This window comes from Okeania hirsuta (assembly GCF_003838195.1).
Classification (GTDB): domain Bacteria; phylum Cyanobacteriota; class Cyanobacteriia; order Cyanobacteriales; family Microcoleaceae; genus Okeania; species Okeania hirsuta.
This window is the reverse complement of sequence record NZ_RCBY01000114.1, coordinates 1-24,947: the sequence shown is the minus strand read 5'-3', so window position 1 is coordinate 24,947 and position 24,947 is coordinate 1. Positions and strand designations below refer to the sequence as shown.

At 37.4% G+C, this 24,947-nt stretch carries 16 protein-coding genes; 9 read left to right on the top strand and 7 right to left on the bottom strand.

Going from position 1 to position 24,947, the window contains the following annotated elements; genetic code table 11:
* Positions 1–39 precede the first annotated feature (39 nt).
* From D5R40_RS18610 to gltB, 4 genes are all read right to left on the bottom strand, one after another.
* Positions 40–4,317 carry an FkbM family methyltransferase gene (locus D5R40_RS18610; RefSeq protein WP_205127668.1) on the bottom strand — a complete coding sequence of 1,426 codons (4,278 nt, stop codon included), beginning with the start codon at positions 4,315–4,317 and terminating at the stop codon, positions 40–42.
* Positions 4,318–4,346: 29 nt separating this feature from the next.
* Entirely contained in the window at positions 4,347–4,712 is a 366-nt protein-coding gene (locus D5R40_RS18600) for a hypothetical protein (RefSeq protein WP_192901288.1), read from the bottom strand.
* An 81-nt stretch (positions 4,713–4,793) separates the two neighbouring features.
* Positions 4,794–5,207: a tetratricopeptide repeat protein gene (locus D5R40_RS18595; RefSeq protein ID WP_124155036.1), complete on the bottom strand. Its 414-nt coding sequence runs from the start codon at positions 5,205–5,207 to the stop codon at positions 4,794–4,796.
* Between the two features lie 437 nt (positions 5,208–5,644).
* Positions 5,645–10,315 carry a glutamate synthase large subunit gene (gltB, locus tag D5R40_RS18590; protein ID WP_124155035.1) on the bottom strand — a complete coding sequence of 1,557 codons (4,671 nt, stop codon included), beginning with the start codon at positions 10,313–10,315 and terminating at the stop codon, positions 5,645–5,647.
* A 1,190-nt stretch (positions 10,316–11,505) separates the two neighbouring features.
* On the opposite strand from gltB, the gene D5R40_RS18585 reads away from it, so the two are divergent.
* The 8 genes from D5R40_RS18585 (at position 11,506) to D5R40_RS18550 (ending at position 19,045) form a co-directional block, all read left to right on the top strand.
* The gene (locus D5R40_RS18585; protein WP_124146106.1) at positions 11,506–11,919 is read left to right on the top strand and encodes a phosphomannose isomerase type II C-terminal cupin domain; all 414 of its coding nucleotides are present in this window, start codon (positions 11,506–11,508) and stop codon (positions 11,917–11,919) included.
* Between the two features lie 31 nt (positions 11,920–11,950).
* Positions 11,951–12,274, top strand: a complete 324-nt coding sequence (locus D5R40_RS18580; protein ID WP_124146105.1) for a HesB/IscA family protein — start codon at positions 11,951–11,953, stop codon at positions 12,272–12,274.
* Between the two features lie 568 nt (positions 12,275–12,842).
* Positions 12,843–13,217, top strand: a complete 375-nt coding sequence (gene rpsL, locus D5R40_RS18575) for a 30S ribosomal protein S12 (protein ID WP_124146104.1) — start codon at positions 12,843–12,845, stop codon at positions 13,215–13,217.
* Between the two features lie 124 nt (positions 13,218–13,341).
* Positions 13,342–13,812: a 30S ribosomal protein S7 gene (gene rpsG / locus D5R40_RS18570; RefSeq protein WP_124146103.1), complete on the top strand. Its 471-nt coding sequence runs from the start codon at positions 13,342–13,344 to the stop codon at positions 13,810–13,812.
* 80 nt (positions 13,813–13,892) lie between these two features.
* On the top strand, positions 13,893–15,968 hold the full coding sequence (fusA, locus tag D5R40_RS18565) for an elongation factor G (RefSeq protein WP_124155034.1): 2,076 nt from the start codon (positions 13,893–13,895) through the stop codon (positions 15,966–15,968).
* A 254-nt stretch (positions 15,969–16,222) separates the two neighbouring features.
* Positions 16,223–17,452, top strand: a complete 1,230-nt coding sequence (gene tuf, locus D5R40_RS18560; RefSeq protein WP_124155033.1) for an elongation factor Tu — start codon at positions 16,223–16,225, stop codon at positions 17,450–17,452.
* Between the two features lie 250 nt (positions 17,453–17,702).
* Positions 17,703–18,020, top strand: coding sequence for a 30S ribosomal protein S10 (rpsJ, locus tag D5R40_RS18555; RefSeq protein ID WP_046542667.1), 318 nt, complete (start codon positions 17,703–17,705; stop codon positions 18,018–18,020).
* Between the two features lie 386 nt (positions 18,021–18,406).
* The gene (locus tag D5R40_RS18550; RefSeq protein ID WP_124146100.1) at positions 18,407–19,045 is read left to right on the top strand and encodes an LON peptidase substrate-binding domain-containing protein; all 639 of its coding nucleotides are present in this window, start codon (positions 18,407–18,409) and stop codon (positions 19,043–19,045) included.
* A 484-nt stretch (positions 19,046–19,529) separates the two neighbouring features.
* On the opposite strand, the gene D5R40_RS18545 is transcribed toward D5R40_RS18550, so the two are convergent.
* The gene (locus D5R40_RS18545) at positions 19,530–20,081 is read right to left on the bottom strand and encodes a DUF1997 domain-containing protein (RefSeq protein WP_124146099.1); all 552 of its coding nucleotides are present in this window, start codon (positions 20,079–20,081) and stop codon (positions 19,530–19,532) included.
* A gap of 121 nt (positions 20,082–20,202) precedes the next feature.
* Positions 20,203–20,793 carry a DUF1997 domain-containing protein gene (locus tag D5R40_RS18540; protein ID WP_124146098.1) on the bottom strand — a complete coding sequence of 197 codons (591 nt, stop codon included), beginning with the start codon at positions 20,791–20,793 and terminating at the stop codon, positions 20,203–20,205.
* Positions 20,794–21,286: 493 nt separating this feature from the next.
* Here D5R40_RS18540 and pheA point away from each other — a divergent pair, with 493 nt between their 5' ends.
* A complete protein-coding gene (gene pheA, locus D5R40_RS18535; protein WP_124146097.1) occupies positions 21,287–22,177 on the top strand; it encodes a prephenate dehydratase in 891 nt (296 codons plus the stop codon).
* A gap of 1,112 nt (positions 22,178–23,289) precedes the next feature.
* Here pheA and D5R40_RS18530 read toward each other — a convergent pair.
* The coding region (locus tag D5R40_RS18530) for a glycosyltransferase family 4 protein (protein WP_124155032.1) at positions 23,290–24,947 on the bottom strand (1,658 nt) is incomplete at its 5' end.

The following is a 24,947-nucleotide window of genomic DNA, read 5'->3' as shown; positions in this document are numbered from 1 at the left end:
TGGAGGAGTGGGGAAACCAGCACCCCCTTACCAACCCCCTTATGGTTGTTTTGATGACAAATCAATCCCATCCAACTTTTCTTTTAAGCTATCCACCGCTATCGATGGAATGCTATCTGCTTTGACTTGAGCTTTTGCTTCTTCATTCTCATGTTCCAATTTTATTCGACCTTGCAGTTGAGGAATTAAAGCTGACCATTGTATTTGACTCAACTCCCCAAGCAAAATAATTTCCGGTCCCTCATCTACCTCTAATTCTGACTCCATTAACAAATTCATCGCCACACTAGATAAAATTAAATCTGCATCCTCAGCAGAAATATTACTGTTATCTATTAATAGAGTCATCTTAGCTCTATCTGGATGAGTCACCAGATTTTTAATTACTTCTTGTAATTCCAATCCGACTGTTTCTTCCGGTTGCGACCAGTCTGGGAAAATAATTAAATTAATTTCACTTAGTTTAAAAAGTTCCCATCCACCAGTTTCTAGACTAATAGCTCGCAACCTCTCTATACCTTGAATCTCATAAACAGGGATATTTTCATCGACAACAGTTATCGCCTCCCCATTCTCATTCTCCAATTTAATCCGACCTTGCAACTGAGCAATTAAAGCTGACCACTGTATTTGACTCAACTCGCCAACTAAAACAATTTCTGGTCCCTCATCTACCTCTAATTCTTCCTCCATTAACAAATTCATCGCCACGCTAGATAAAATTAAATCTGCATCCTCAGCAGAAATATTGCTGTTATCTATTAATAAAGTTATCTTACTTTTATCTGGATGAGTCACCAGACTTTTAATTACTTCTTGTAATTCTAATCCCACCGTCTCTTCCGGTTGCGACCAGTCTGGGAATATGATTAAATTTATCTCTCTGAGATTTAAACGTTGTAAACTTGCTTTCATTAAAGCAGCACTCATAATATCTGCCATTTTACCCCAAGAAAACTGCTTCACTTGTTCTAAACCAGCAGCAATTAGAGAATTACGCACTTTTGGCTTTTGTACTTCACACAGCGCATCCGTTAAACCATCAACATCATTAGCATCAACATATATAGCAGCTTCCCCTGCAACTTCGGGAATAGAAGAATTAGCACAAGTAATCACCGGACAACCACAAGCTAATGCTTCAGCAACTGGCATTCCAAAACCTTCATATAGAGAAGGATAAACTAAAGCTACCGCACCAGAATAAGCGACTTTCAATTCCTCATCGCTGAGTATCAGTAAATGTAGGACACTGCCAGCAGCATATTCCCTGTATTCGTTAGCTAAGTTGAAACCACTACCCGTCCAGACTATTTCAAAACCTTGTTTGCTGTAGAGTTGAGCAAAAGCTTGGAAAAATAAAATCGCATTTTTATAGTTACTACCAGCACCCACCAAAAGAAAATAGGGTTTACTAATACCGTACTTATATTTAAACCCATTTATTTCTGTTGTTGTAGCGGGAGTAAAAGTGGGAGAAACACCGCAATGAGCTACACTAACTTCATCCGGTTGAATATCTGGGAAAAACTTAACTAAATCCCTGGCAGTGTTTTCTGATATGGAGATGTAAGAAAAAGCGTGGGAAATAGCATGATGTTTTTCCCTCCACATGGCTTTGTTTAAGTCAGTCTCCAATGCTTCAGGAATCATATCATAAGCCATAAATACCGAAGGTGTAGATATGGGAGTCGTGTAGTAAGTAGAGATAAATAAATCTGCACCTTCTTCATCACAGACTTGCTGGAGCATTTGCTTGTCAGCGTCAGTATTGTTGTAGTTATAAGCTGCAATTTGACGATACCGGATGCCAGTAATTTTAGGAGAGGTATTGACGCGATCGAGTACAATTATATGCTGGGCAAATTCTGTTTTAGCCCATTCTCCTAATACAGAGCGCCACACGCGAGCAATACCCGTACTAGAAAGTTGGAAAAATATACCGTCAATAATAATGGTAGGCGATCGCCTTTCTAACTTTACTGGTTGTTGTAAATATGCCGCTTCCAAAAATTTCCAACTGCCCGCAGTTACATTTTTTTGCACCAGTGGCACTACACTCAAAGTCTTAGCACGATCGACCATAGTGTTATCCTTCACCCAGGCAAAATAATCCCGCAGGTAAACTGGGAATTTAGTTTGTGACTGTAAGGTTTGCCATTGACTGACAGCATTCTTATAACCATAGTATTGCTGTTTAAAGCTCAATTGTTCTGGGGTAACGTAGGCAAAGTGTTGGAAAATCAAACCTTCTTTTTCTGTTTCTGCGTGCAGAAAAGGATTAATGGCAGCAATATTCTTTTGTTGACCATCTGGCAAATTTTCCACTAATATTGGTGGTGAATGACTAGCCCAAGTATATCCCGGTTTAAACCTCCAAGTCCGCAACCACTCTTGTTGAGGATTTTGTGCGTAGCAGTTACGGGTTGTAATTAGCAAATTTTCTCCCACAAAATACCAACACCAATAGAATGCAGCAGTTTTATCAGGATTCTTGATAAATAGTTTGCGAGTATTACAGATTTGCTCTAAACTCCAGATTTCGTCAACATCCACTTGCCATAACAAACATTCTTCTTTGATATTTGCCAAAGGTGCGTTAACCATTTCCCGCTTACCATCCCAAAATTCCCCCTCTGGTTTGCGGTAAATAGTTATATTCTCTGGATATTTGGCTGCAAGTTCGTCTAAATATTCTGATGTTCCATCTTTGCTGCGACCATTTTTATGAATTTTATCAGTTATTTTTCCACCTAGCTTTAAGCACCAGCTAGTATCATGGTTCAACTCTGCTACACCTTCAATAATATGCCAATGCCACTTGAAAGGAATTTGCTTAAATAAATCTATGTGATAGCGAATAAATGGTTGGCCATTGAGAACAATTGTAAAGAAGTGAATGGGTAAATCTAAATTTTGACTAATTATTTTTTGCTCGTTTCTCTTAAAAATTGAATATCCATTACGCAAGAATAAATTTTTAGCTACTAGGTCATAATTAGGATCTGCAAGTAACCTCCGATGATTTTGATAGTTTTTAAAAGTATCAATGTCATCAAGCATGATGTATTTTGCACCATAGATTTGATTGAATTCCAAACTACCAGTAAATTGAGAACCATCTATTAATACCACATCAAATATGTCAATATTATTTTCTTGTTTAATCTTCTTAATACCATTTTCAATCAAACCTGTGTTGATCAAATATTCTTTACTCTGACGAAACCAACCCAGCACTCTTTCAAGAGGATAGTTATTTAGACTTGTTGGATAATTTTGGTAAAACTCAATGACTTTTTGTTCTTCTGGTATATCATTAACATCAACAGATGATAAATTATAAGGTCGTACAAAAGAACGATTTTGATAACGTTTTTGCAGTTCATTAAAGCGAGGTTTAGAAACTTCCATACAAAAAAGGTTAGGTTGATTGGGATTCGCGCTCATACCTCTAACAAAAGCTTCTGTACTACCATCTCCTGATGACGAGCCTATTTCTAGAACAGTGTTAATTTTTTCTTCTTTAACAATTTTTTGAATGGCTTCATAAAATTCATCATTTTTAATTTCCGGTGGAATTATTCTTTCTAGTTCTGATTTTGATACGCTAACCATTGTTTTTGATTCCCTAAGAAAAGCAACATAATTTTCATAAAATTCTTCTGAATCAGTAACCACATCTCCAATTGAACCATCAAAATTGATACCGTGACATTCATAACCATTTTCTGCTAAAATATTGAAAGTATCTTTGGCTCTACTGTTTAGACCTTCTAGCATTTTTTGTGATATCTCAAACTGAATTAAATTAATAGAGCCGCTTTTTAAGAGGTTAGCTGCTCCCTGAAATACATAGCTTTCTGCTCCCTCAACATCCACTTTCAAATAATCTATTCTTTTAACTTTATACTCTTGACAAAAATTATCTAGTGTTATTGCTTCTACTCTTTCACTCTTAACAATTGGCACATACTGTGTCGGATTTTTTGGATCTTGCATTTTAGGTTTACCAATGCTATTCCATGATGAATATTCGTCAGGAAATTCATTAAACTCTAATAGCTTACTTTCTGAAAATATTGCTTTTTGAAATGCGAAAACATTACTACATTTATTTTCTTTTAGTCGTTCCAATAATTTTTTAAAGGTACTGGAAGCAGGTTCAAACGAATATACTTTTCCAGAGCTACCGACTAGCTTACTAAATAAAAGAGAATAATGACCTATATTTGCACCTATATCAAAAACTGTCATTCCTTCTTTGACAGTTTTTTTTACTAGCATTTGTTCTTTTTTCTCATGAAACGAAGTCATAAATAATATTTTGTGTTTTATTATGGGAATTAGTCATTACAGCGCTTTTCAAATTGATGAACCACATCTTCACAAGCAAAACCTTGTAAGGACGTTATATGGAACGTCCCTACTGTTGTCTGCCCAAATGAAAACCTCTGTACGCTTTGGTTATACAGATAATAATCGTGTTGGTCTGCTAAATCGGATATTCCTGTTTCCATCTGACAACTTTCTATCACAGAGAATAACTTATCCCAATCACCTTGATTTTTTGCTTCTTGTTCATTTACAGTTTTAGAACTTGTCGCTACATCTAAGAAAGTAATAATAACTGGGTGAGATTCGGGATAAGAAACTGGTTCACTTAGATGAACTACGCCATCTTTAAAAATACCTTTTATTGACTGCATCATAAAACCAATAGTAAATAGTAATCATCGAATAATCTATGGCTTTTTCTCAACTCATAATATCAAATAAAAGAATAATATTGCTTATTTTGATAAATTATTCTCTCCAACCTCCAACCTCACCTGCTCCAACACAACTTTATAATCCTCTCTCTCAGGATACAACCCCACCAACTTCTCCAAAGGCTCGATCGCCCCTTCTTTATCCTCCATCTCCAACCGTACTTTAACCAAACCCTCCAAAGCGGTCACATTCTCAGGTTCCCGCTTCAAAACACTTTCATATCCTTTTGCCAGTTTCTGCAACCTCTCCTCTACCGACACAACTTCCACCGTCTCTACCTGCGAAGACTCTTGAAAAGCAGTTTTAAACATATTCGCCATCCCAAACAAGGCCGTACCACCAAAAGATACAACCCCAACTAGGGACATTATCTTTTTCAATCTCTTACTTCGTTGCTGCCGAGCTTCCATATTCTGTTTCTCTGTACCTTGCATTGCCTACTTTACTCCCAATTTCTACTTTTTCCAGTTTTCCCAATTTTAGCCAAAAAGCGATCGTATAGTAATTCCAAAAAAATGTGAGGTACAAAATTCGTTTGCTTTAGGCAACAGGGAAGAAAGATAAAAGTACCTCACTTGCCTGAGAAACACTATATACAGCAGATTGCAGGTAAATGAGGTACAAGTATAAATAGTAAAGTCTTTGTAGTGCGGGCATCTTGCCCGCGACTGGTGTACTAATAAGTAATGCAGAGTATTATCGCTCTTACCAACATTTCCGCCACTGGTCCCACAAAGGTCCATTTTACCAAAATAATTGGGTCATATCAAATCTGTTGGCTACGGTTCCCTATAAATCGGAGTAATACAATTAGCTCAATCGTTATACAATGTGTAGGGGCGAATGGCCATTCGCCCCTACAATATTTTTCCTAAACCTTCACAGCAACCTTCTCCTCAGCATCAACACTTGCTTGTGGTGTACTCGCTTCAGAAGGAGGCACAACTTGATAAAACTTCGGCAAATACTCAGACCAACTCGCCAAAATAATTTTCGCCTTCTCACTTCCAGTCCGATCGACGTGCAATGAAATCAAGTCCTGCAACTGCGCCTCACCTTCTGGCGTACAAACACGCTGAATAGAAACGATTTCATTATTCACCCTAGCTGGAAAATCACCATCCTCATCCAAGAAATAAGCAATTCCCCCAGTCATACCAGCGCCGACATTCCGACCTGTCTTACCCAAACAAACAATAACACCACCAGTCATATATTCACAAGCATGGTCGCCAGCACCCTCAATAACTGCCTTACCCATAGAATTCCGCACAGCAAAACGTTCCCCTGCTTGACCATTGGCAAACAAAATTCCACCAGTAGCACCATACAAACAAGTATTGCCAATAATTACATTTGTTGCCGGATCGTAACCAGTTTTGGCAGGTGGCTTAATAATTATCTCTCCACCATGCATTCCCTTACCAACATAATCATTCGCCTCACCTCGTAATGTTAAAGTCATTCCTGGCAAATTAAAAGCGCCAAAACTCTGACCCGCACTGCCATTAAACATCAGATTAATCTGCCCTTCAAAACCAGTATTACCATAACGACTAGCGATCGCTCCTGCCAACCTTGCTCCCACTGTACGGTCGGTATTGACTAATTCTATTGTCTTGGTAACAGTTCCCTGGTTGCGAATTGTCGCCTGAATTTCTCGGTCATCCAGTAGCACGTCATCTAAAACAGAGCCATTACTATGAACAGTTCCATGGTTCAACCAACCCCGGTCACTGCGAGTATCAGGTAATTTGAGTAAACAATCTAAATTTAAAGCTGCTGTTTTCGTTAACTGTACATTTTCCCGTGTTTTCAGCAAGTCAGCACGACCCATAACTTCACTCAGAGAACGATAACCCAACCTTGCCAAAATACTCCGTACTTCCTCAGCAATAAACCAGAAGAAATTAACCACATTTTCTGGCACCCCAGTAAATTTCTTACGCAACTTTTCCTGCTGAGTTGCCACACCCACTGGGCAACTATTGGTATGACAAATTCGTGCCATGATACAACCTTCAGCAATCATAGCAATAGACCCAAAACCATATTCTTCTGCTCCCATTAAGGCAGCCATGAGTACATCCCAACCAGTCTTCAGACCGCCATCAACTCTGAGAGTAACCCGGTCGCGTAACTGATTGTCCATCAACACCCGATGCACCTCACTCAAACCCAACTCCCAAGGACTACCTGCGTGTTTGATTGAACTTAAGGGGGAAGCACCTGTACCACCATCGTGACCAGAAATTTGAATCACGTCAGCATTTGCTTTTGCTACACCAGCAGCGATCGTACCAATACCAATTTCTGCTACCAACTTCACTGACACACCAGCATTAGGATTAATTTGGTGGAGGTCAAAAATCAATTGTGCCAAGTCCTCAATAGAATAAATATCATGGTGAGGAGGGGGTGAAATCAAGGTAACTCCTGCTTTAGAACGACGGAGTGTGGCAATGTAGTTACTTACCTTTTTACCAGGTAACTGACCGCCTTCACCTGGTTTTGCACCCTGAGCAACTTTAATTTCTATCTGTTTGGCATTCATCAGATATTCTGGAGTCACGCCAAACCGACCAGAAGCAACCTGTTTAATTGCAGAAGAAGCGGTGTCACCATTTTGTAATCCCTTGAGATGAGGTAACAAGGTAGACAAACCTTGACCATTAACATCATCCAATACCTTAAACCTTGTGGGGTCTTCTCCACCTTCGCCAGAATTAGACTTACCTCCTATCCGGTTCATAGCGATCGCCAAAGTCTCATGAGCTTCCCGTGACAGCGATCCCAGAGACATTCCACCAGTACAGAAACGTTTCATTATTTCTGCTACGGGTTCCACTTCTTCTACAGGGATGGGAGAGCGATCGCTATTAAAATCCAACAAATCCCGTAAAGCAGTTATAGGTCGCCCTTGCAAATATTTTCGGTAAACTTCATAGTGGTCGTACCCGGATGTTTCTTGCTGTTTACCATTGCCATTATCATTATTAAAAGTAGCAACCGCTTTATGGAGTGCTTTCGACATTTCCGGACTATTCATGTGATATTCCCCTGTGGGGCGATATTGCACAAACCCATAATTCTCCAACTTCTTAATATTCAATTCTGGGAACGCCCGACTGTGGAAAGCGATCATCTCTTGTGCTAACTCTGCTACTGTTAAACCACCTACCCGAGAAGTAGTTCCTCGGAAAGCAAGTTCCAACAAATCTCCACCGATACCGATGGCCTCAAAAATCTGTGCACCCTGATAAGAAGACAACAAAGAAATTCCCATTTTAGAGAGAATTTTTAACAGTCCTGCTTCTATTGCTTTGCGATAATTTTTTTGAGCTTCTTCGATAGTGATTTTTGCAATCTTACCCCGTTCCATTTGTTTTTGAACTGTTGAGTTCGACCACCAAGAACGCACTGATTCTAATGCTAAATAAGGATGAACTGCACTAGCTCCATAACCAATCAAACAAGCAAAATGATGAGTACTCCAACATTGAGCTGTTTCTACCACCAAAGACACCTTCATTCGTAACTTTTCTTTAATCAAATGATGGTGAACTGCACCCACAGCTACTAAAGGAGGAATATAAGCAAACTCCGCACTAATTCCTCCCTCCATTTTGTCAGATAAAATAATAATTTCCTGACCATTTTTAACTGCTGTTGCTGCTTGTTCGCACAAATTATTTACTGCTGTTTGTAATCCTTCCGGTCCATTAGCTATAGTAAATATAGTAGATAGAGTTTCTGTAGCAAATTCTGACTCGTAAACTTCCCTTAATTCTGCTTCATTTAATAGTGGTGATTCTATCTTTAATAACCGTGCATTTTCTGGGCTAATTTCTAATAAGTTACCCCGCTTACCTAGCAACATATTTAGTGACATTACCATACCTTCCCGGAGAGGATCTATAGGAGGATTTGTCACTTGAGCAAACCTTTGCTTGAAATAGTCATACAGCAAATGAGGCTTTTGAGAAAGTACTGCCAGAGGAATGTCATCTCCCATACAAAATGTTGGTTCTTTCCCTAGATTTGCCATATCAGAAATTACCATTTCTAGGTCTTCTAAACTATAGCCAAAAGCTGTTTGTGACCTCAGCAAAATTTGTGAATCCAACTTAGTATTAGTAACAAAAGGTTGCTTTGTTATCTGCTTTCTTTGTTGTAACCATTCTCCCAAAGGAAACTGCTTACTAATACGCTTTTTAATTTCCCAATTTTTGAGAATTTCATTAGTGGCTAAATCTACAGCAATCATTTGTCCTGGTCCGAGGCGACCTTTTTCGACTATTTCTGCCTCTGGTATTTCTACAACTCCTGCTTCAGATGCCACAATGATTAGATCGTTATTTGTAATGCAATAACGTGCTGGTCGCAAACCATTCCGGTCTAGAGCTGCTCCTACCTGTTTGCCATCACTAAACACCAATAATGCCGGACCATCCCAAGCTTCCTGCAAACCACTGTAATATTCATAAAAATCAACAATTTCTGGATGCTCTGACAAGTCCGGTTGATTTCTGTATGCTTCCGGCACCATGATCATCAATGTTTCCATTGGGGAACGCCCGGAACGTACAATTAATTCCATCACGTTGTCTAGATTTGCCGAATCACTACTGTCAGCATTTACAAAGGGTTTTAATTCATTTAACCGCGCTCCCCAAGTCGATGAGCTTAGACTAGACTCCCGAGCTTTCATCCAGTTAATATTTCCCAACAGAGTATTAATTTCTCCATTGTGACCAAGCAAACGCATGGGTTGAGCCAGAGGCCATCGAGGCATTGTATTTGTGCTGAAGCGTCGGTGGTAAACTGCAAAGGCGCTCTCGTAAGCTGGGTTTTGCAGGTCTGTGTAAAACTCTCCCAGAACAGCTGAACGCACCATTCCTTTGTATACAATAGTGCGACTGGAGAAAGAACAAATATAAGCATCTACTCCCCAAATAAAATCCTCTGCTTCTAAAGCACAACCAATATTACGCCGTATTAAGTAGAGCGATCGTTCTAAATCATCTCCTTGCAATGTTTCTGAAACTACAATGAGCTGTTCAATCTGTGGTTGATTTGCTCGTGCTTGTGGTCCTAATACTTCTGATCTGACTGGTACAACTCTCCAAGCAACTACTGTTAAACCTTCTTTAGTAATTACTTTTTCAATTATTTGACGTGCCTGTGCTGCCTTCTCTTCTGTTTGGGGTAAAAATATCATTGCGACCCCACAGCGTTCAGGATCTAACTCCAAATTTTCAGATAATAATTTCCACGGAATTTGACTCATTAAACCTGCTCCATCTCCTGAGTCTTGGTCAGCACTACACCCACCACGATGTTCTAAGCAGGTTAGAGCAGGTAAAGCTTTCATCATAATTTCATGACTCTTTTTTCCTGATGGATGAGCAATGAAACCTACCCCACAAGCATCTCGTTCTTCTACTAGCCATCTTTGCCCGTTATAAGTTTCTTTGTTTGCTTTGAGATTTATGGGCGCGGAGATTTGTTTATGTTGGGAATCGTTACTGATTTGATTCATGTTTAATTTACTCACATTATTGTCAACTTTAAGTGAGGGTGTTACCCTTGATATAACTGTTCATCTCATCCTATTGCTACTTGCTTGGGATACATACACTACAAAACAAGTCGCATAATTGAGTGAAATTTTAATATTGTTTGAAGGTTGATATAATACTTGGTATAGTATTTCGTTTTTTCCTCATTTTCTTTACAAAGATATAAGATTTTACAAAAATAGCTCGCTATATTATCAACCACGAAAACCTACAAAACCCATGTTTTTGCTATTTTATCAACTATCTTAACTATTGCTTGAAAATAATTATGATACAAAAAATACTCTAAGTTATACTCAACTTATGTATGATGAAACACGCAGATCACGCTAATTTCTTGTTTGTCGATTAAGTTAAATTTTATAGTGCGATCTTTCCCAATTATGTTTTAACCTAATATCAATATGAGCTTGAATCTTGCTTTCATGTTGATCGCTTATAGCTCATCATTTAGTTAGAATTGTTTTAATTATTATAGTCCAGTGTTTATTAGATCGAGTAGGCTTATATATTTTTTAACTTTTTCACCCTGATAATATTTAGACTTTAGATAAAAAAATATTTGCTTATGGACATGCCTCTAAAATTAGGCCTTACTTTGATCATGGTGGCCTTATACATACTCACAGTATAATTTTTCAGGATCGAGTTAATTATGATACTGGAGTCAATAGTATACATAGTGTATAAAGCTCGAAAATATCTATGACTTTTAAACAGCTTAAAAAATCTGAAGCAGAATGAAGCAAAACTTAGTTATGAGGACTATAGGTACTAGACCTCTTTAAGAATTAATCTCAAACCCTTGGCATACCTGGGCAAAAACTAAGTTTTCACCAGATGTCTACTATAAATAGTTTTTGATTTTCTCTAACTCTATATATCTATCTAGATATATGAAGATTTGATGTAGATATTCAAAAAGCTTGAATAGGGGGTGACAGTAATAGGGGTAATTTTGCTATGGTTTATATGGTATCCAATTTGACTCGACCCCTAAGCTATTTGTATTCAGTCTGAACCTCTAAAAATACTAGGTGAGAGAATTGTTTGTATACCAGATTTTAGAGATATAGTCTCTAATAATCTCTGAGTTCAGGAGATTACACATAACCATAAGTATTTTATTTTTTTTGGAGATCGTCAAAAAATGGTACAACAAGTTAAAGAAGTAGCCCAAACTCCTAAATTGTCTATACCTTCTTCCTTAAAAGGAATGGCTACCACCGAACGTCCTTGGGGATCGTTCACAGTTTTAGAAGATGGACTTGGATACAAAATCAAGCGAATAGAAGTCAAACCAGGGCATAGACTTAGTCTACAAATGCACCACCATCGTAGCGAGCATTGGATTGTTGTTTCAGGAACTGCTAAGGTTGTCTGTGGAGACAAAGAAGAAATTCTGCAAAACAATCAATCTACCTATGTACCTCAATGTACTTCTCATCGCTTAGAAAATCCAGGAGTTATTCCTTTAGTATTGATTGAAGTACAAAATGGAGAGTACCTTGGAGAGGATGATATTGTTCGTTTTCAAGATGATTATGCCCGAACAAAGTCCTAATTTTAACTGGTAAGCAAAAAAAAATTTGTGAATGATTAACTTGAGCGAAGCAGCAGTCCAAGAAATTATTCGTCTTAGGTCTAAACATCAAAACCAAAATTCCTTATTTCGTTTGAAGTTTAAATCTGGTGGCTGCTGTAGTTTCTATTACATAATGGAGTTTGACGAACAGTTGGCCAGTAACGACCGAGTTTATGACTGTGGGAAAGTTAAAGTCGTAGTTGACTCTCAACAACTAAACTATCTGAATGGATTAACCTTGGACTATTCTGAGGACCTTATGGGTGGAGGCTTCCGATTTAACAACCCTAATGCTAAAGCTACCTGTGGTTGTGGAAATTCCTTTTCGATTTGATGTTGACAAAAACGTATTACTAACCTATAATAAAAGATTGTTTGTAAAGTTTTTTAGAATAAGTAGGGACAAAGCAAAAAATTAATGTTTTGATAATTTCCCTAAACTTCCTGAAAAATAGGCCGTTGCACCAAAGGTTCCTATGGCGCAACGGTAATTTATTCCTAATAGTTAAAGAGGCTAATTTATAAAGTGGATATTTTTTAAAGGTCAAAGTAATTTACCAAAATATACTTCTTCTTTAACTATTTATCAGCATTTTCCGTACCGGAATGCTCTGCAAACAGCACTTAGCTTTCAGCACGCTAAAAGCTTGGGTTTAAATCTCCGACTTCTTCTGAGCTTGTCGTTTAATTTTAGGAGGGGTCGCGTATCACCTTTGCACAAAGCTGACTGCTAAACGCTGATTAGCTGTTTGCGGATAATTCCGGACTGAAACGCTTTTTACATAAATAATTATTAGGAAAAAAATTGGGAACAAATTTTCTAAGTAAGCTCGCCCAAAAGTATTATATTTTGTAGCGAGGGGATTAAGAAGAATTACAAGAAAAACTGTTACTAATAACTCATGCCAACAATCCAACAACTAATTCGTTCAGCTCGTCAAGAAACTCAGAAGAAAACTAAATCTCCGGCTCTTAAAAGTTGCCCTCAACGTCGTGGAGTATGCACAAGAGTATACACCACTACACCAAAAAAGCCTAACTCAGCTCTCCGTAAGGTGGCTAGGGTACGTCTAACTTCGGGTTTTGAAGTAACTGCCTATATCCCTGGTATTGGTCATAACTTACAAGAGCACTCTGTAGTTATGATTAGAGGTGGTAGGGTTAAAGACCTGCCTGGTGTGAGATATCACATTATTCGTGGCACATTAGATACCGCAGGAGTTAAAGATCGTAAACAAAGTCGTTCTAAGTATGGGGCGAAAAAGCCTAAAGCTTAAGTTAGTAGGTAGAATGCAAAATTCAAGAAAACATTAGGTAAAATTAGTATGTAATAGATATTGAATTTTGTATTTATTAGTCAAATATAAATTATTTAAAGTTTAGTTTATTGGTTGTGATAATATGTCTCGTCGTAGAGTTGTTCAAAGATGTCCTGTTCCTCCAGATGCACAGTACAATAGTCGATTAGTAAGTATGATGGTACGACGTATAATGCGTCACGGTAAAAAATCTTTAGCCTTTAATATCGTCTACGATGCGTTTAAAACTATTGAAGAAAGGACAGATTCAGATCCTTTAGAACTATTTGAAAAAGCAGTCCGGAATGTGACTCCTTTAGTAGAAGTTAAAGCCCGTCGTGTGGGTGGTGCAACATACCAAGTGCCAATGGAAGTCCGCTCAGATCGTGGAACTAGCCTAGCTCTGCGTTGGTTGGTGCAATATTCTAGGTCTAGAGGAGGAAAAACAATGGCCATGAAATTAGCCAATGAGTTAATGGATGCAGCTAACGAAACAGGTAGTGCAGTTCGTAAGCGAGAAGAAACTCACAGAATGGCAGAAGCAAATAAGGCTTTTGCTCACTATCGTTATTAAGAATAATATAACCACTTATGCCTAAAATATAGAATTTTAATCAAGCGTAAAAATCTGAAGCATAGATAAAGGAGGTAACTGTGGGACGTAGTATGCCACTTGAGCGCGTGCGAAATATTGGTATCGCAGCTCATATAGATGCTGGTAAGACAACAACAACAGAAAGAATCCTATTTTATTCCGGTATAGTACATAAAATGGGGGAAGTTCACGATGGGACCGCAGTTACCGACTGGATGGCTCAAGAGCGAGAACGTGGAATTACTATTACTGCGGCTGCTATTAGCACTAAGTGGTTAGACCATCAAATTAATATTATTGATACTCCAGGACACGTGGACTTCACCATAGAAGTAGAACGTTCTATGAGGGTTCTGGATGGAATAATAGCTGTATTCTGCTCGGTAGGAGGAGTACAACCTCAATCAGAAACTGTCTGGCGTCAAGCCGATCGTTACGAAGTGCCTCGTATGGCCTTTGTCAATAAGATGGACAGGACAGGGGCTAACTTCTTCAAGGTATACGAGCAAATTCGCGGTCGCCTCCGAGCTAATGCAGTTCCAGTCCAAATTCCTATCGGTAGTGAAAATGAATTTAGGGGAATTGTAGATTTGGTGGGGATGAAAGCTTTTATCTACACCAATGACCTCGGAACAGATATTCAAAAAACGGAAATTCCAGCAGAAGTAGAAGAATTAGCACAGGAATATCGCCTGAAGCTAGTTGAGTCAGTAGCAGAAACAGATGATGCTCTGACAGAAAAGTACCTTGAAGGAGAGGAGTTTACAGAAGAAGAAATTCGTAAAGCTCTACGTCAAGCCACTATTAAAGGTACAGTCGTACCAATGTTATGTGGTTCAGCTTTCAAAAATAAAGGTGTTCAACTTCTACTCGATGCGGTAGTAGATTATTTACCCGCTCCAACAGAAGTCCCATCAATTGAAGGAACATTGCCAAATGGCGATCTAGATACAAGACCTTCAGATGATGAAACACCTCTAGCAGCTCTGGCATTCAAAATTATGTCAGACCCTTATGGTCGTCTCACCTTTTTACGGGTATATTCTGGAGTCCTTTCTAAAGGTAGTTATATCCTCAACTCTACTAAAGATAAGAAAGAAAGAATTTCTCGTCTAATTGTTCTAAAAGCTGATGAAAAAATAGATGTAGATGAACTGCGGGCAGGAGATTTGGGGGCAGTTGTAGGTATGAAACATACCTTGACAGGTGATACTGTTTGTGATAAGGATAATCCAATTATTCTAGAGTCTCTCTATGTTCCTGAGCCGGTTATATCTGTGGCCGTGGAACCCAAAACTAAACAAGATATGGAGAAACTATCTCAGGCACTTCAGGCTCTTTCAGACGAAGACCCTACATTCCGAGTGAGTATTAATCCAGAAACTAACCAAACAGTAATTGCTGGGATGGGTGAGCTTCACTTGGAAATCTTGGTAGACCGGATGCTGCGGGAATATAAGGTGGAAGCTAATGTAGGTCAACCACAGGTGGCTTACCGAGAGACTATTCGCCAACAGGTTGAGGCTGAAGGTAAATTTATCCGTCAAAGTGGTGGTAAAGGTCAGTACGGCCATGTGGTCATAGAACTGGAACCAGGAGAGCTAGGTAGTGGTTTTGAGTTTGTCTCCAAGATTGTTGGAGGGACAGTACCTAAAGAATTTATTAGTCCAGCAGAACAAGGAATGAAAGAGGCTTGTGAAGCAGGGGTTTTGGCTGGTTATCCATTAATAGATGTTAAGGCTACTCTGGTAGATGGATCTTACCATGATGTGGATTCTTCGGAAATGGCTTTTAAAATTGCTGGCTCTATGGCAATTAAGGAAGGTGTTACTAAAGCTTCACCTGTGTTATTAGAGCCAAAGATGAAGATTGAGATAGAAGTACCTGAAGAATATATTGGTAATATTATCGGAGACCTTAACTCTAGAAGAGGACAAATAGAGGGGCAAGGAGTAGAATCAAGTATGGCTAAAGTAACAGCAAAAGTTCCTTTAGCAGAAATGTTTGGTTATGCTACTGACATGAGGTCAAAAACTCAAGGTCGTGGTATCTTTTCAATGGAATTTAGTCACTATGAGGAAGTGCCTCGTAATGTGGCAGAGACTATCATTGCTAAGACCAAAGGATATGTCTAGCAATTCTGGAATTTATTTAGTTCTTAGATTAAAGTTTTAGTTTTGGATTGAATAATGTGAAAATAAAAGAACTGACTGCTAAATGAAAACTGACAATTGACTAAAAAAAATAGGCGATTGAAAGAAACGGCCAACAAAGATTAGTTAAACGGCTCGGCAGAGTTGTCAAAATTTATCTATTATGAATCAGTGCATCCGTTTCCTCATGCAAGGAAGGCGGAATTAACAACGGAAAAAAAAGGAACAAGTAATTAATGGCACGCGCAAAATTTGAAAGAAACAAACCTCACGTCAATATTGGTACTATTGGACACGTTGACCATGGCAAGACAACCTTGACTGCGGCAATTACAATGAGTCTAGCAGCGCAAGGAAAAGCTAAGGCAAGGAATTATGCTGATATTGATGCAGCTCCAGAAGAGAAAGCACGGGGTATTACAATTAATACTGCTCATGTAGAGTATGAAACAGAAGGGCGTCACTATGCTCATGTTGATTGTCCTGGACACGCTGACTATGTAAAAAATATGATTACAGGTGCAGCTCAAATGGACGGTGCAATTCTAGTAGTTTCTGCGGCTGATGGTCCAATGCCCCAAACTCGCGAGCATATTCTATTGGCCAAACAGGTAGGTGTTCCTAATATCGTGGTTTTCCTCAATAAGCAAGATATGGTGGATGATGAGGAACTTTTGGAATTGGTGGAACTTGAAGTTCGGGAACTTTTAAGTGACTATGATTTTGATGGAGATAATATTCCGATCGCTGCTGGTTCTGCTTTACAGGCAGTAGAAGCACTAACAGCTAACCCAAGCATAGGAAAGGGTGAAAATGAGTGGGTAGATAAAATTCTCGCTCTGATGGATGAAGTTGATGGATATATTCCTACACCAGAACGCGATGTTGATAAGCCTTTCCTAATGGCGGTAGAGGATGTCTTCTCTATTACTGGTCGTGGTACTGTAGCTACAGGACGGATTGAGCGTGGTAAGGTTAAAGTCGGTGAAACTGTGGAATTGGTAGGTATCAAAGACACTCGTAATACCACAGTTACAGGTGTGGAAATGTTCCAGAAAATTCTGGACGAAGGAATGGCTGGTGATAATGTGGGATTACTACTACGTGGTATGCAGAAAGATGATATTCAACGTGGCATGGTATTGGCCCAACCAGGCTCTATCACTCCCCACAAAAAATTTGAATCTGAAGTTTATGTTCTCAAAAAGGAAGAAGGAGGTCGTCATACACCTTTCTTCCCTAACTATCGTCCTCAATTCTACATCCGGACAACAGATGTGACTGGTGCTATTGAGTCTTTTACTGCTGATGATGGTAGTGCGGCAGAAATGGTAATGCCTGGTGACCGGATTAAAATGACGGTTCAACTAATCAACCCAGTGGCAATTGAACAAGGTATGCGTTTTGCCATTCGTGAAGGAGGGAGAACTATTGGCGCTGGTGTTGTTTCTAAGATTATAGAGTAGGACAACTTCCTCAAAGATTAAGTGGCAGAAAAGTACATACATAACTTATTGATATTTGCTTTTCTGCTGCTTATTGATGAAGGTTAATTTTGATCAAAATAATAATTTTTTTGGAGGGTTACTTAAAATCTCCTTTACAAAAGCAACTTCTAACTTCAGAAAAAGGGGGTTGCTCAAAGTCCGAGTTGCAAAAATAACTACTGACTACTGACTTCATTAAAATCTGAACCTAGAAAATTAAAGAAGATAAATGGCCACAATTCAACAGCAAAAAATTCGGATTCGCCTCAAGGCATTTGACCGTCGTTTACTTGATACATCTTGTGAAAAAATTGTAGATACGGCAAATAGAACGGGAGCTACAGCTATTGGGCCAATACCATTGCCCACAAAACGACGCATTTACTGTCTACTGCGATCGCCCCACGTTGATAAAGATTCACGAGAACACTTTGAAACTAGGACACACCGTAGAATTATAGATATTTATCAACCTTCATCAAAAACAATTGATGCGCTGATGAAACTTGATTTACCAGCAGGTGTAGATATTGAAGTGAAGTTATAGCAAAATTAGTCCATGGGTAGTTGCTAGTCTAGAATTATTGAATGTACCCATGGCCTACAGTTATCCCTCGGACTTATATTAATGTACTTTGGTGAATAAGAATTCTGAGACACTACAATTTTTTGTGTTTGATGCTCAAAAATACAAATTTTTTACCAAAACTTCAAATTATCTTGATATTTATAGCAAGGAAGATTTGGTGTTTGGCATAGACTGCTGATGAACAGTAATACAGAGAAATGCTTTTCCTACTGTTCCCTGTTCCCTGCTATATGTAAAAATTCCCAAAAATCAAAAATATTAAGCCTATAGATATCTAAAGAATAGAAAAATCAGCTAAGGTATAAGAAGTATTAAGAAGCAAAACTTTATTTTAATGATGAAAGATGGCATCCTCTTCTGTAGCTGTTCGAGAACTTCCCCTATTTCCACTACCAGAAGTAGTATTATTTCCAGGTAGACCTCTACCACTACACATCTTTGAATTTCGCTATAGAATTATGATGAATACAGTTCTAGAAAGCGATAGTAGATTTGGTGTTTTGATGTGGGATTCTACTCAAGACCGACTTGTGGCCACTGGATGTTGCGCTAAGATTGAGAACTACCAACGCTTACCTGACGATCGGATGAAGGTTTTGACAGTAGGTGAGCAGAGATTTAGAGTTTTAGACACAATTAGAGAGAAACCTTATCTAGTTGGTTTGGTTGAGTGGATAGAAGATGATTCTTCAGAAAATACTCTTGGAGAGTTATCAAATCAAGTTGAAGCTTTGCTAAAAGATGTAGTTCATCTTTCAGGTAAACTTATGGACCAGAGTATAGAATTACCAACTGATATTCCTAGTTTACCAAAAGAATTGTCATATTGGGTAGCTAGCAATCTTTATGGGGTAGCAACTGAACAGCAAGCTCTTTTGGAGATGCAAGATACTGCTACTAGATTGGAAAGAGAAGTAGAAATTCTCACATCTACTCGCAATCATCTTGCAGCTAGAACTGTTCTGAAAGATACTTTAAAATAAACTTTAGCAATGAATGATGTATAAATTCAAGGCTTTTGTTTAGAGAAAGTTATCTCCAGGTTGGTTGAATACCCGCGCTCTCCTTATCAGGTAGGGTCGGGATGTTTGCTTCCGCATCCCTAAGGAAAAACCAATTAATCTTGTGCTTTTAGCAATAGTGTGTTATTATAGGTAAGTATGCAGGGCTAGCGGTTTCAGTATGTTGAGTAACCTTAAAACCGGAAAGAGGTAAAAGCCTTGGAAGTAGGTGTATTGTTAGTGTAGCTCCTCTGTCAAGAGGCAGCAGAAAGCCCTAATCAGCAATGGTTGAAATCTCGCGTTGTCGCAGGGGCGGAATGTCGGGATAATCTCAATAATAGAATATATAGCTCAATAATTGGTAGTGGGAATTAGGAAGCTACTTAATTGTACTTTCTGACTCACTTCCTAAATATTATTTTCCCATAAGCTTTGTCACAACCTCATCAAGTACTTTTTTAGAAAACTAAGCAGCTAGTAAACTCCTCTCTTCAGACTTTGCCCAGTTGCTATAGTCTAATAATAATTTATCCATCAATCCTTGCTTCATTTTGAGTAAGATACTACCTAATAAGTTATTTCCTGTAGATAGCAAAATCGACTTGGGTATTTTATTGAAAGGAGGAGGTAAAAATATTTGTAAAGCTAACTCTACTTTTCCCTCTAGAATAGTTTTTTTCTGAATTTTAGTTGGCTGCATTGTACCATTGAGATTCAATTGAAAATGTTCATTAATCATTTCAATCCCTTTCAGTTCGCAACCAACAGACTTTAAATTGACTACTCCTTCAGAAGTTGTCAAAATTTTCATGTCGATAATTGGTTCAATTTTCAACATAAAGAATTTGAGAGGGTTCATTTTCAAACGATATGTATCGTTAGTTAATTTTTCTATACAATTAGGGTTTGCTAGGACTTCTACAATACGTTGTGGTTGACTTAAATAACTGTTAATACTTATAGACTGCTCTGGAACGGGTATATTGACGGATTGAGATGCAAAAAAATTATTATACATAATAGTAGCTAGTAAAATTAAGTAATTTTTATTAAAACTATTAATGACCTTATATTAGAAGATATTAAATTTTGTAACAACTTCCGTCAAGCTGGAGTGGAGAGAACTAAATACTGCTAGGTTAAATTGCTTGACTACCAGCAGATAAAACAGAACCTTGTTGACTATTAGCTAATACCTCAGTTTCATTACAGGCCCATTGATGATAATCAGCTAATAGTTGATGGGTCAATCTTTGCTTAATTGTCATTAATACACTTTTAAGTAAACCATTACCAGTTGTTTCTAAAACTGGTAGAGGTGTTAACCATAATGGAGGAGGTAATTCTACCTTAACTTCTAAATCTGCTTTGCCTTTGAGATGAGTAACTCCTTTAATTTGGTAGTTTTGGAGAATACCAACTAGATTGAGGGCAAAACGCTGATTAATATATTCTACGCCACGAATTTCACAACCCTCTGACTTTAAGTAAATTGTGCCATTAGCGCTCGCCCAAACCCGTATATCTACAGTTGGTTGAATAGTTAACATCATAAAGTGTAGTGGACGCATTTTGAGGCGAAAGCTATCTTTGTCTAATTGCTCCAATCTTGTTGGATCTACCAAAGCATTTACTAGGCGTTTCGGTTGACGAAGATAGTGATGAATAGGAACTTGTTGCTCAACTACGGGAATATCTACTGATTGGGATGCGGTGAATCTAGTAATCATTATTTGTATATCTGTATAAAAATCAATACTTTAATACCTAAAGTTTATAAAATCTTCACATTTATTAATGTGACTTGGATCATACTGAAGTCTTCACTCAAATTTACTCATTAACCAGGAGGGGATTTAGGTAAAATTGAGTAATTCTAGTAATCATAATGGTTGATGGATGAGAACTAATTGAAGAAATATAACGTAATTTTACGAAGTGTAACTTATTCAATTTTATAGAAATTGGGCTTAACTAGCTATCAGCATTTTCCGTACCGGAATGCTCTGCAAACAACAATCAGCTTTCAGCGCGCTAAAAGCTCGGGTTTAAATCCCCGAATTTCTATAAGTCGTTTAATTTGAGGAGGGGTCGCGTATCCCCTTTCCGTTCCGGAATGCTCCGCAAACGCGCAGCTGACTGCTAAACGCTGAAATGCTGTTTGCGGAGCATGACCTGAAGAAACGCTTTTTAATCTAAAATCTAAAATAAAATGGAGATTTTATGACGATATCAATTGCACATCTTGGCCCTGCTGGCACCAATGCCGAGACAGCAGCAGTGGCATTTACTAATAAACTGAGTCAGCTTGGTCAAAAATCTTTTCTGTGTCCATATCCTAGTATTGCTCAAACTTTATGGGCAGTTTCTCAAGGGGAAGTTAATTTGGCAGTTGTACCTGTAGAAAATTCTATTGAAGGGAGTGTTACTGTTACTCTGGATACACTTTGGCAATTGGACTCTTTAGAGATTCAAACAGCATTAGTATTGCCTATTTCTCATGGATTAATATCATTAGCTGATAGTTTTGAGGAGATTAAAACAGTTTATTCTCATCCACAAGCTTTAGCTCAATGTCAAGGTTGGTTAGAAAAATTTTTGCCACAAATACAGCAAATTCCAGATAATTCTACTACAGAAGCATTGCAACATTTAGGTAAGGATAGGAGTGCTGCAGCGATCGCTTCTCAAAGAGCGGCTCTACTTTATAAATTACCTATATTAGCTTATCCAATTAATGATTATCCTGACAATTGTACTCGCTTTTGGGTATTGAAAGAAGGATGTACAGAAATAGAAAATTCTGATTTAAAATTAATAATTAATAGGATAAATCAACCGGAAAATTCTATCTTTATTTCTCTAGGTTTCAGTGTGCCTGCAAATGTGCCAGGAGCTTTAGTGAAGCCTTTGGAAGTATTTGCTAAAAGGGGAATTAATATGAGTAGAATAGAGTCTCGTCCTACGAAGCGATCGCTAGGGGATTATTTATTTTTTATTGATATAGAAGTTAAGAATAATGATGATTTTATTGAGGTAGCAATAGAGGAATTGAAAACCTATACGGAAACCCTAAAAATATTTGGCAGTTATACGATTATGGCACTCAATTAAAAGATATCGTCATTGGCACATTGCCGATAAAATACCAGTTTTTTTACTGCAAATATCTTGTTTTCAAAGATGGTTAATATAATAGATTATTCCAATCTGATAAATCTAAATTTTGTATTCAGTCTAGATCATATTAAGTCTGTTTAATTAACAATGAAATACCATTTTTTATTTATGCTAATGGAATGACGGTTTTTAAAGAGTGCATTAGGTTTTTGAGTTTAATTTTTACTCTGGCAAGGTTTGAGCATTTTTTCCAAAGCAACATTTAAGAGTGGTCAATCCGCTAGTACAAGTATTACTACTATTCCTTTGTTTGCGATGTTATAAGTATTTAACTGAAAATTATATAATGCCAATTATCAATAATTTTGCGAGATTTATATTTGATATTTTACTATTAGTTATTTGACATGATTTTAGTATTTAACTAGCTGTCAGTTATCTGCTTTGATTGAAATTATCGGCTTGTAGAAACTGGGTAATTTAATACCAATTACCAACAGTAATGCTATATTTAGGCAAAACTTCAGTTATTAAGTAATTAACACAGGTAGAATAACCTTTTTGTTAATTAGCAGCCCAGTTAATGTGAATTATTATTATGTTTAATTCTCCCCCTATTCCCCTCCTGGGAGGCGTTAGGGGTGGGTCCCCTACTCCCCGGCTCAAGAAAATATAGAAAAGTTTTTGATAAATGGTACAAGAGGTGTTAAAATCAACTTTTAAATTGCATTTATCTTAGTTTTATTATAAATATAAGCCGTTTACGGAGCATAATTTGAGGAAGTACTGATTGCCGAATTGCTATTTGCAGAGAATTCCGTTAGGAAATGCTTGGGAATAATTTTTGTGATTTTGATAGGAATTTTTACTACTTGCCAAAGATAGCATTACTTTTCATAAATCAATACCAAGCGTGAAAAAAGAATGTTTAGAATAATAAGAGAACTTAAAATATTATCCTTCAAATGTCTCTTTGATTAAAAAGAGATACTCAGACTAATAAATGATATTTAAGTTATTGATTCTAACTCCTGACTACTGACTCCTGACTCCTAATAAAAAGCTTAATCATTTGTCTCAAACATTTATCAAATTGGTATAACTTATTAAATTATATTTTGCAGAATAATAAGAAGACGTTGAATTTGTTTTTCCCAAGTCAAATCTTGCATAAAACTAACAGCAGTTTTACTCCGAAGTTGAGCATCTTCTCGATCAAAATAAACCTTTTCTAACATTTCTACTACTTCTTCAACATCAGATTCTCCCCAACCATCTACACCTGGAAACTGTGGGGTAGGTTTGACAGATTTTTGATTATATAAGGGATAACAATGAGAGTTATTAATAATATCTAAATGCCCAGTATTAGCAGAAATAATTGTTGGGATACCACAGGCAAGACTTTCCATCGCTACAAGATTTGTACCGCCTTCGCAGCGATTTGTAAATACAGCCACATCAGCTTCTCGTAATATTTGTCCTACCATATAGTTAGGAATCGGACCAACATCAATAACTGCATTGCTAGGAATGTCATTTTCTAATAACCATTCAGTAATTTGTAAACGTTTATTTTGACTAATTTTCGGTAATCCTACAACATTTCCAGTTTGTTCAATTCCCACCATAAATTGAGGCCAGAAATTATGCCAAGCTGTAATTAATAGTGCTTCTGGATAACGTTTTTGGAAGATTTTAAAAGCTGCTATGACAATATCTTGACCTTTGCGATATTCTAGCTTTCCACCAGAAAAAACAACAAAGCGATCGCCAAAAATATTAGATTTAGGTGCGGGATGAAAAATTGTTTGGTCAATGCCTTGTAAAACTTTTTGTATAGGTTTGATACTATTGTTTTCTAGAATTTTGGTATTCCAGGTAGATCCGGTAATAATCAAATCATAAGCTTTGGAGCGATTAATTTGTTCTGAGGTAAATTGAGTATTTTCTGAGAAAATAATTCCAATATTTTTGGTTCCTACAATATTATTACTTACAGAAAAATTACTACCTAAAGCTTGTAAGATTGGTAAGTTGAGATTAATTTTTTTGCCTCGGTGATTTTTGAGTTGATTTTGCAAATTTTTCTGAGCATCAAAAGCTGGATTTAGTAAAGCTTGATGTAGGGGATTTAATATTCCAGGTTGAATAGAAGGAGGGATTAATAATAAAGGTTCATATTTGGGATTTTGAAGTAGTTGGAGAGTAAGATTAATACCATAAATACCCCAACCAGTCATAGGGTTTAACGGCCAGTTAATAGCAATTTTATTCATTATGTCAGAGGTATAATTTTTCAAATTATCCGATTTTTTAATAGCTTCTTCTGGCAATTTAATAGGCTTTATTTCAGAATTTTTATTGGTGGGATAATTATTATCTAGCAAATTTTTTAAACTTTCCCCAACTTGTTCAAATACATTCTCCCAATCTCCTATTTTTCCCTGTCTAAATAATCGCGCTGTCGGATACCAAGGACTATCATTTCTATCTAACATCCATCGCCAATCAGAATCAAAATTTAATATTACCCAAACTGATTTACCTAATGCTCCTGCTAAATGAGCAATAACTGTATCTATTGTTATTACTAAATCTAATTGTTGGATCGCTGCTGCTGTATCAGCTAAATCATTAAAAGATGAACCATTATTATATACTTGAGTTTGAGAGTTCAGCCATTCTAAATCTGTGGGAGAGGCTTCTTTTTGTAAAAGATAAAAATTAGTTTGATCTATACTGAGAATTTCCTGTAAATATT

What these genes read in the sequence shown, in the direction of transcription:
- D5R40_RS18610 (WP_205127668.1), bottom strand. Translation starts at nt 4,317, where the DNA reads ATGACTTCGTTTCATGAGAAAAAAGAACAAATGCTAGTAAAAAAAACT.
- D5R40_RS18600 (WP_192901288.1), bottom strand. Translation starts at nt 4,712, where the DNA reads ATGATGCAGTCAATAAAAGGTATTTTTAAAGATGGCGTAGTTCATCTA.
- D5R40_RS18595 (WP_124155036.1), bottom strand. Translation starts at nt 5,207, where the DNA reads ATGCAAGGTACAGAGAAACAGAATATGGAAGCTCGGCAGCAACGAAGT.
- gltB (WP_124155035.1), bottom strand. Translation starts at nt 10,315, where the DNA reads ATGAATCAAATCAGTAACGATTCCCAACATAAACAAATCTCCGCGCCC.
- D5R40_RS18585 (WP_124146106.1), top strand. Translation starts at nt 11,506, where the DNA reads ATGGTACAACAAGTTAAAGAAGTAGCCCAAACTCCTAAATTGTCTATA.
- D5R40_RS18580 (WP_124146105.1), top strand. Translation starts at nt 11,951, where the DNA reads ATGATTAACTTGAGCGAAGCAGCAGTCCAAGAAATTATTCGTCTTAGG.
- rpsL (WP_124146104.1), top strand. Translation starts at nt 12,843, where the DNA reads ATGCCAACAATCCAACAACTAATTCGTTCAGCTCGTCAAGAAACTCAG.
- rpsG (WP_124146103.1), top strand. Translation starts at nt 13,342, where the DNA reads ATGTCTCGTCGTAGAGTTGTTCAAAGATGTCCTGTTCCTCCAGATGCA.
- tuf (WP_124155033.1), top strand. Translation starts at nt 16,223, where the DNA reads ATGGCACGCGCAAAATTTGAAAGAAACAAACCTCACGTCAATATTGGT.
- rpsJ (WP_046542667.1), top strand. Translation starts at nt 17,703, where the DNA reads ATGGCCACAATTCAACAGCAAAAAATTCGGATTCGCCTCAAGGCATTT.
- D5R40_RS18550 (WP_124146100.1), top strand. Translation starts at nt 18,407, where the DNA reads ATGGCATCCTCTTCTGTAGCTGTTCGAGAACTTCCCCTATTTCCACTA.
- D5R40_RS18545 (WP_124146099.1), bottom strand. Translation starts at nt 20,081, where the DNA reads ATGTATAATAATTTTTTTGCATCTCAATCCGTCAATATACCCGTTCCA.
- D5R40_RS18540 (WP_124146098.1), bottom strand. Translation starts at nt 20,793, where the DNA reads ATGATTACTAGATTCACCGCATCCCAATCAGTAGATATTCCCGTAGTT.
- pheA (WP_124146097.1), top strand. Translation starts at nt 21,287, where the DNA reads ATGACGATATCAATTGCACATCTTGGCCCTGCTGGCACCAATGCCGAG.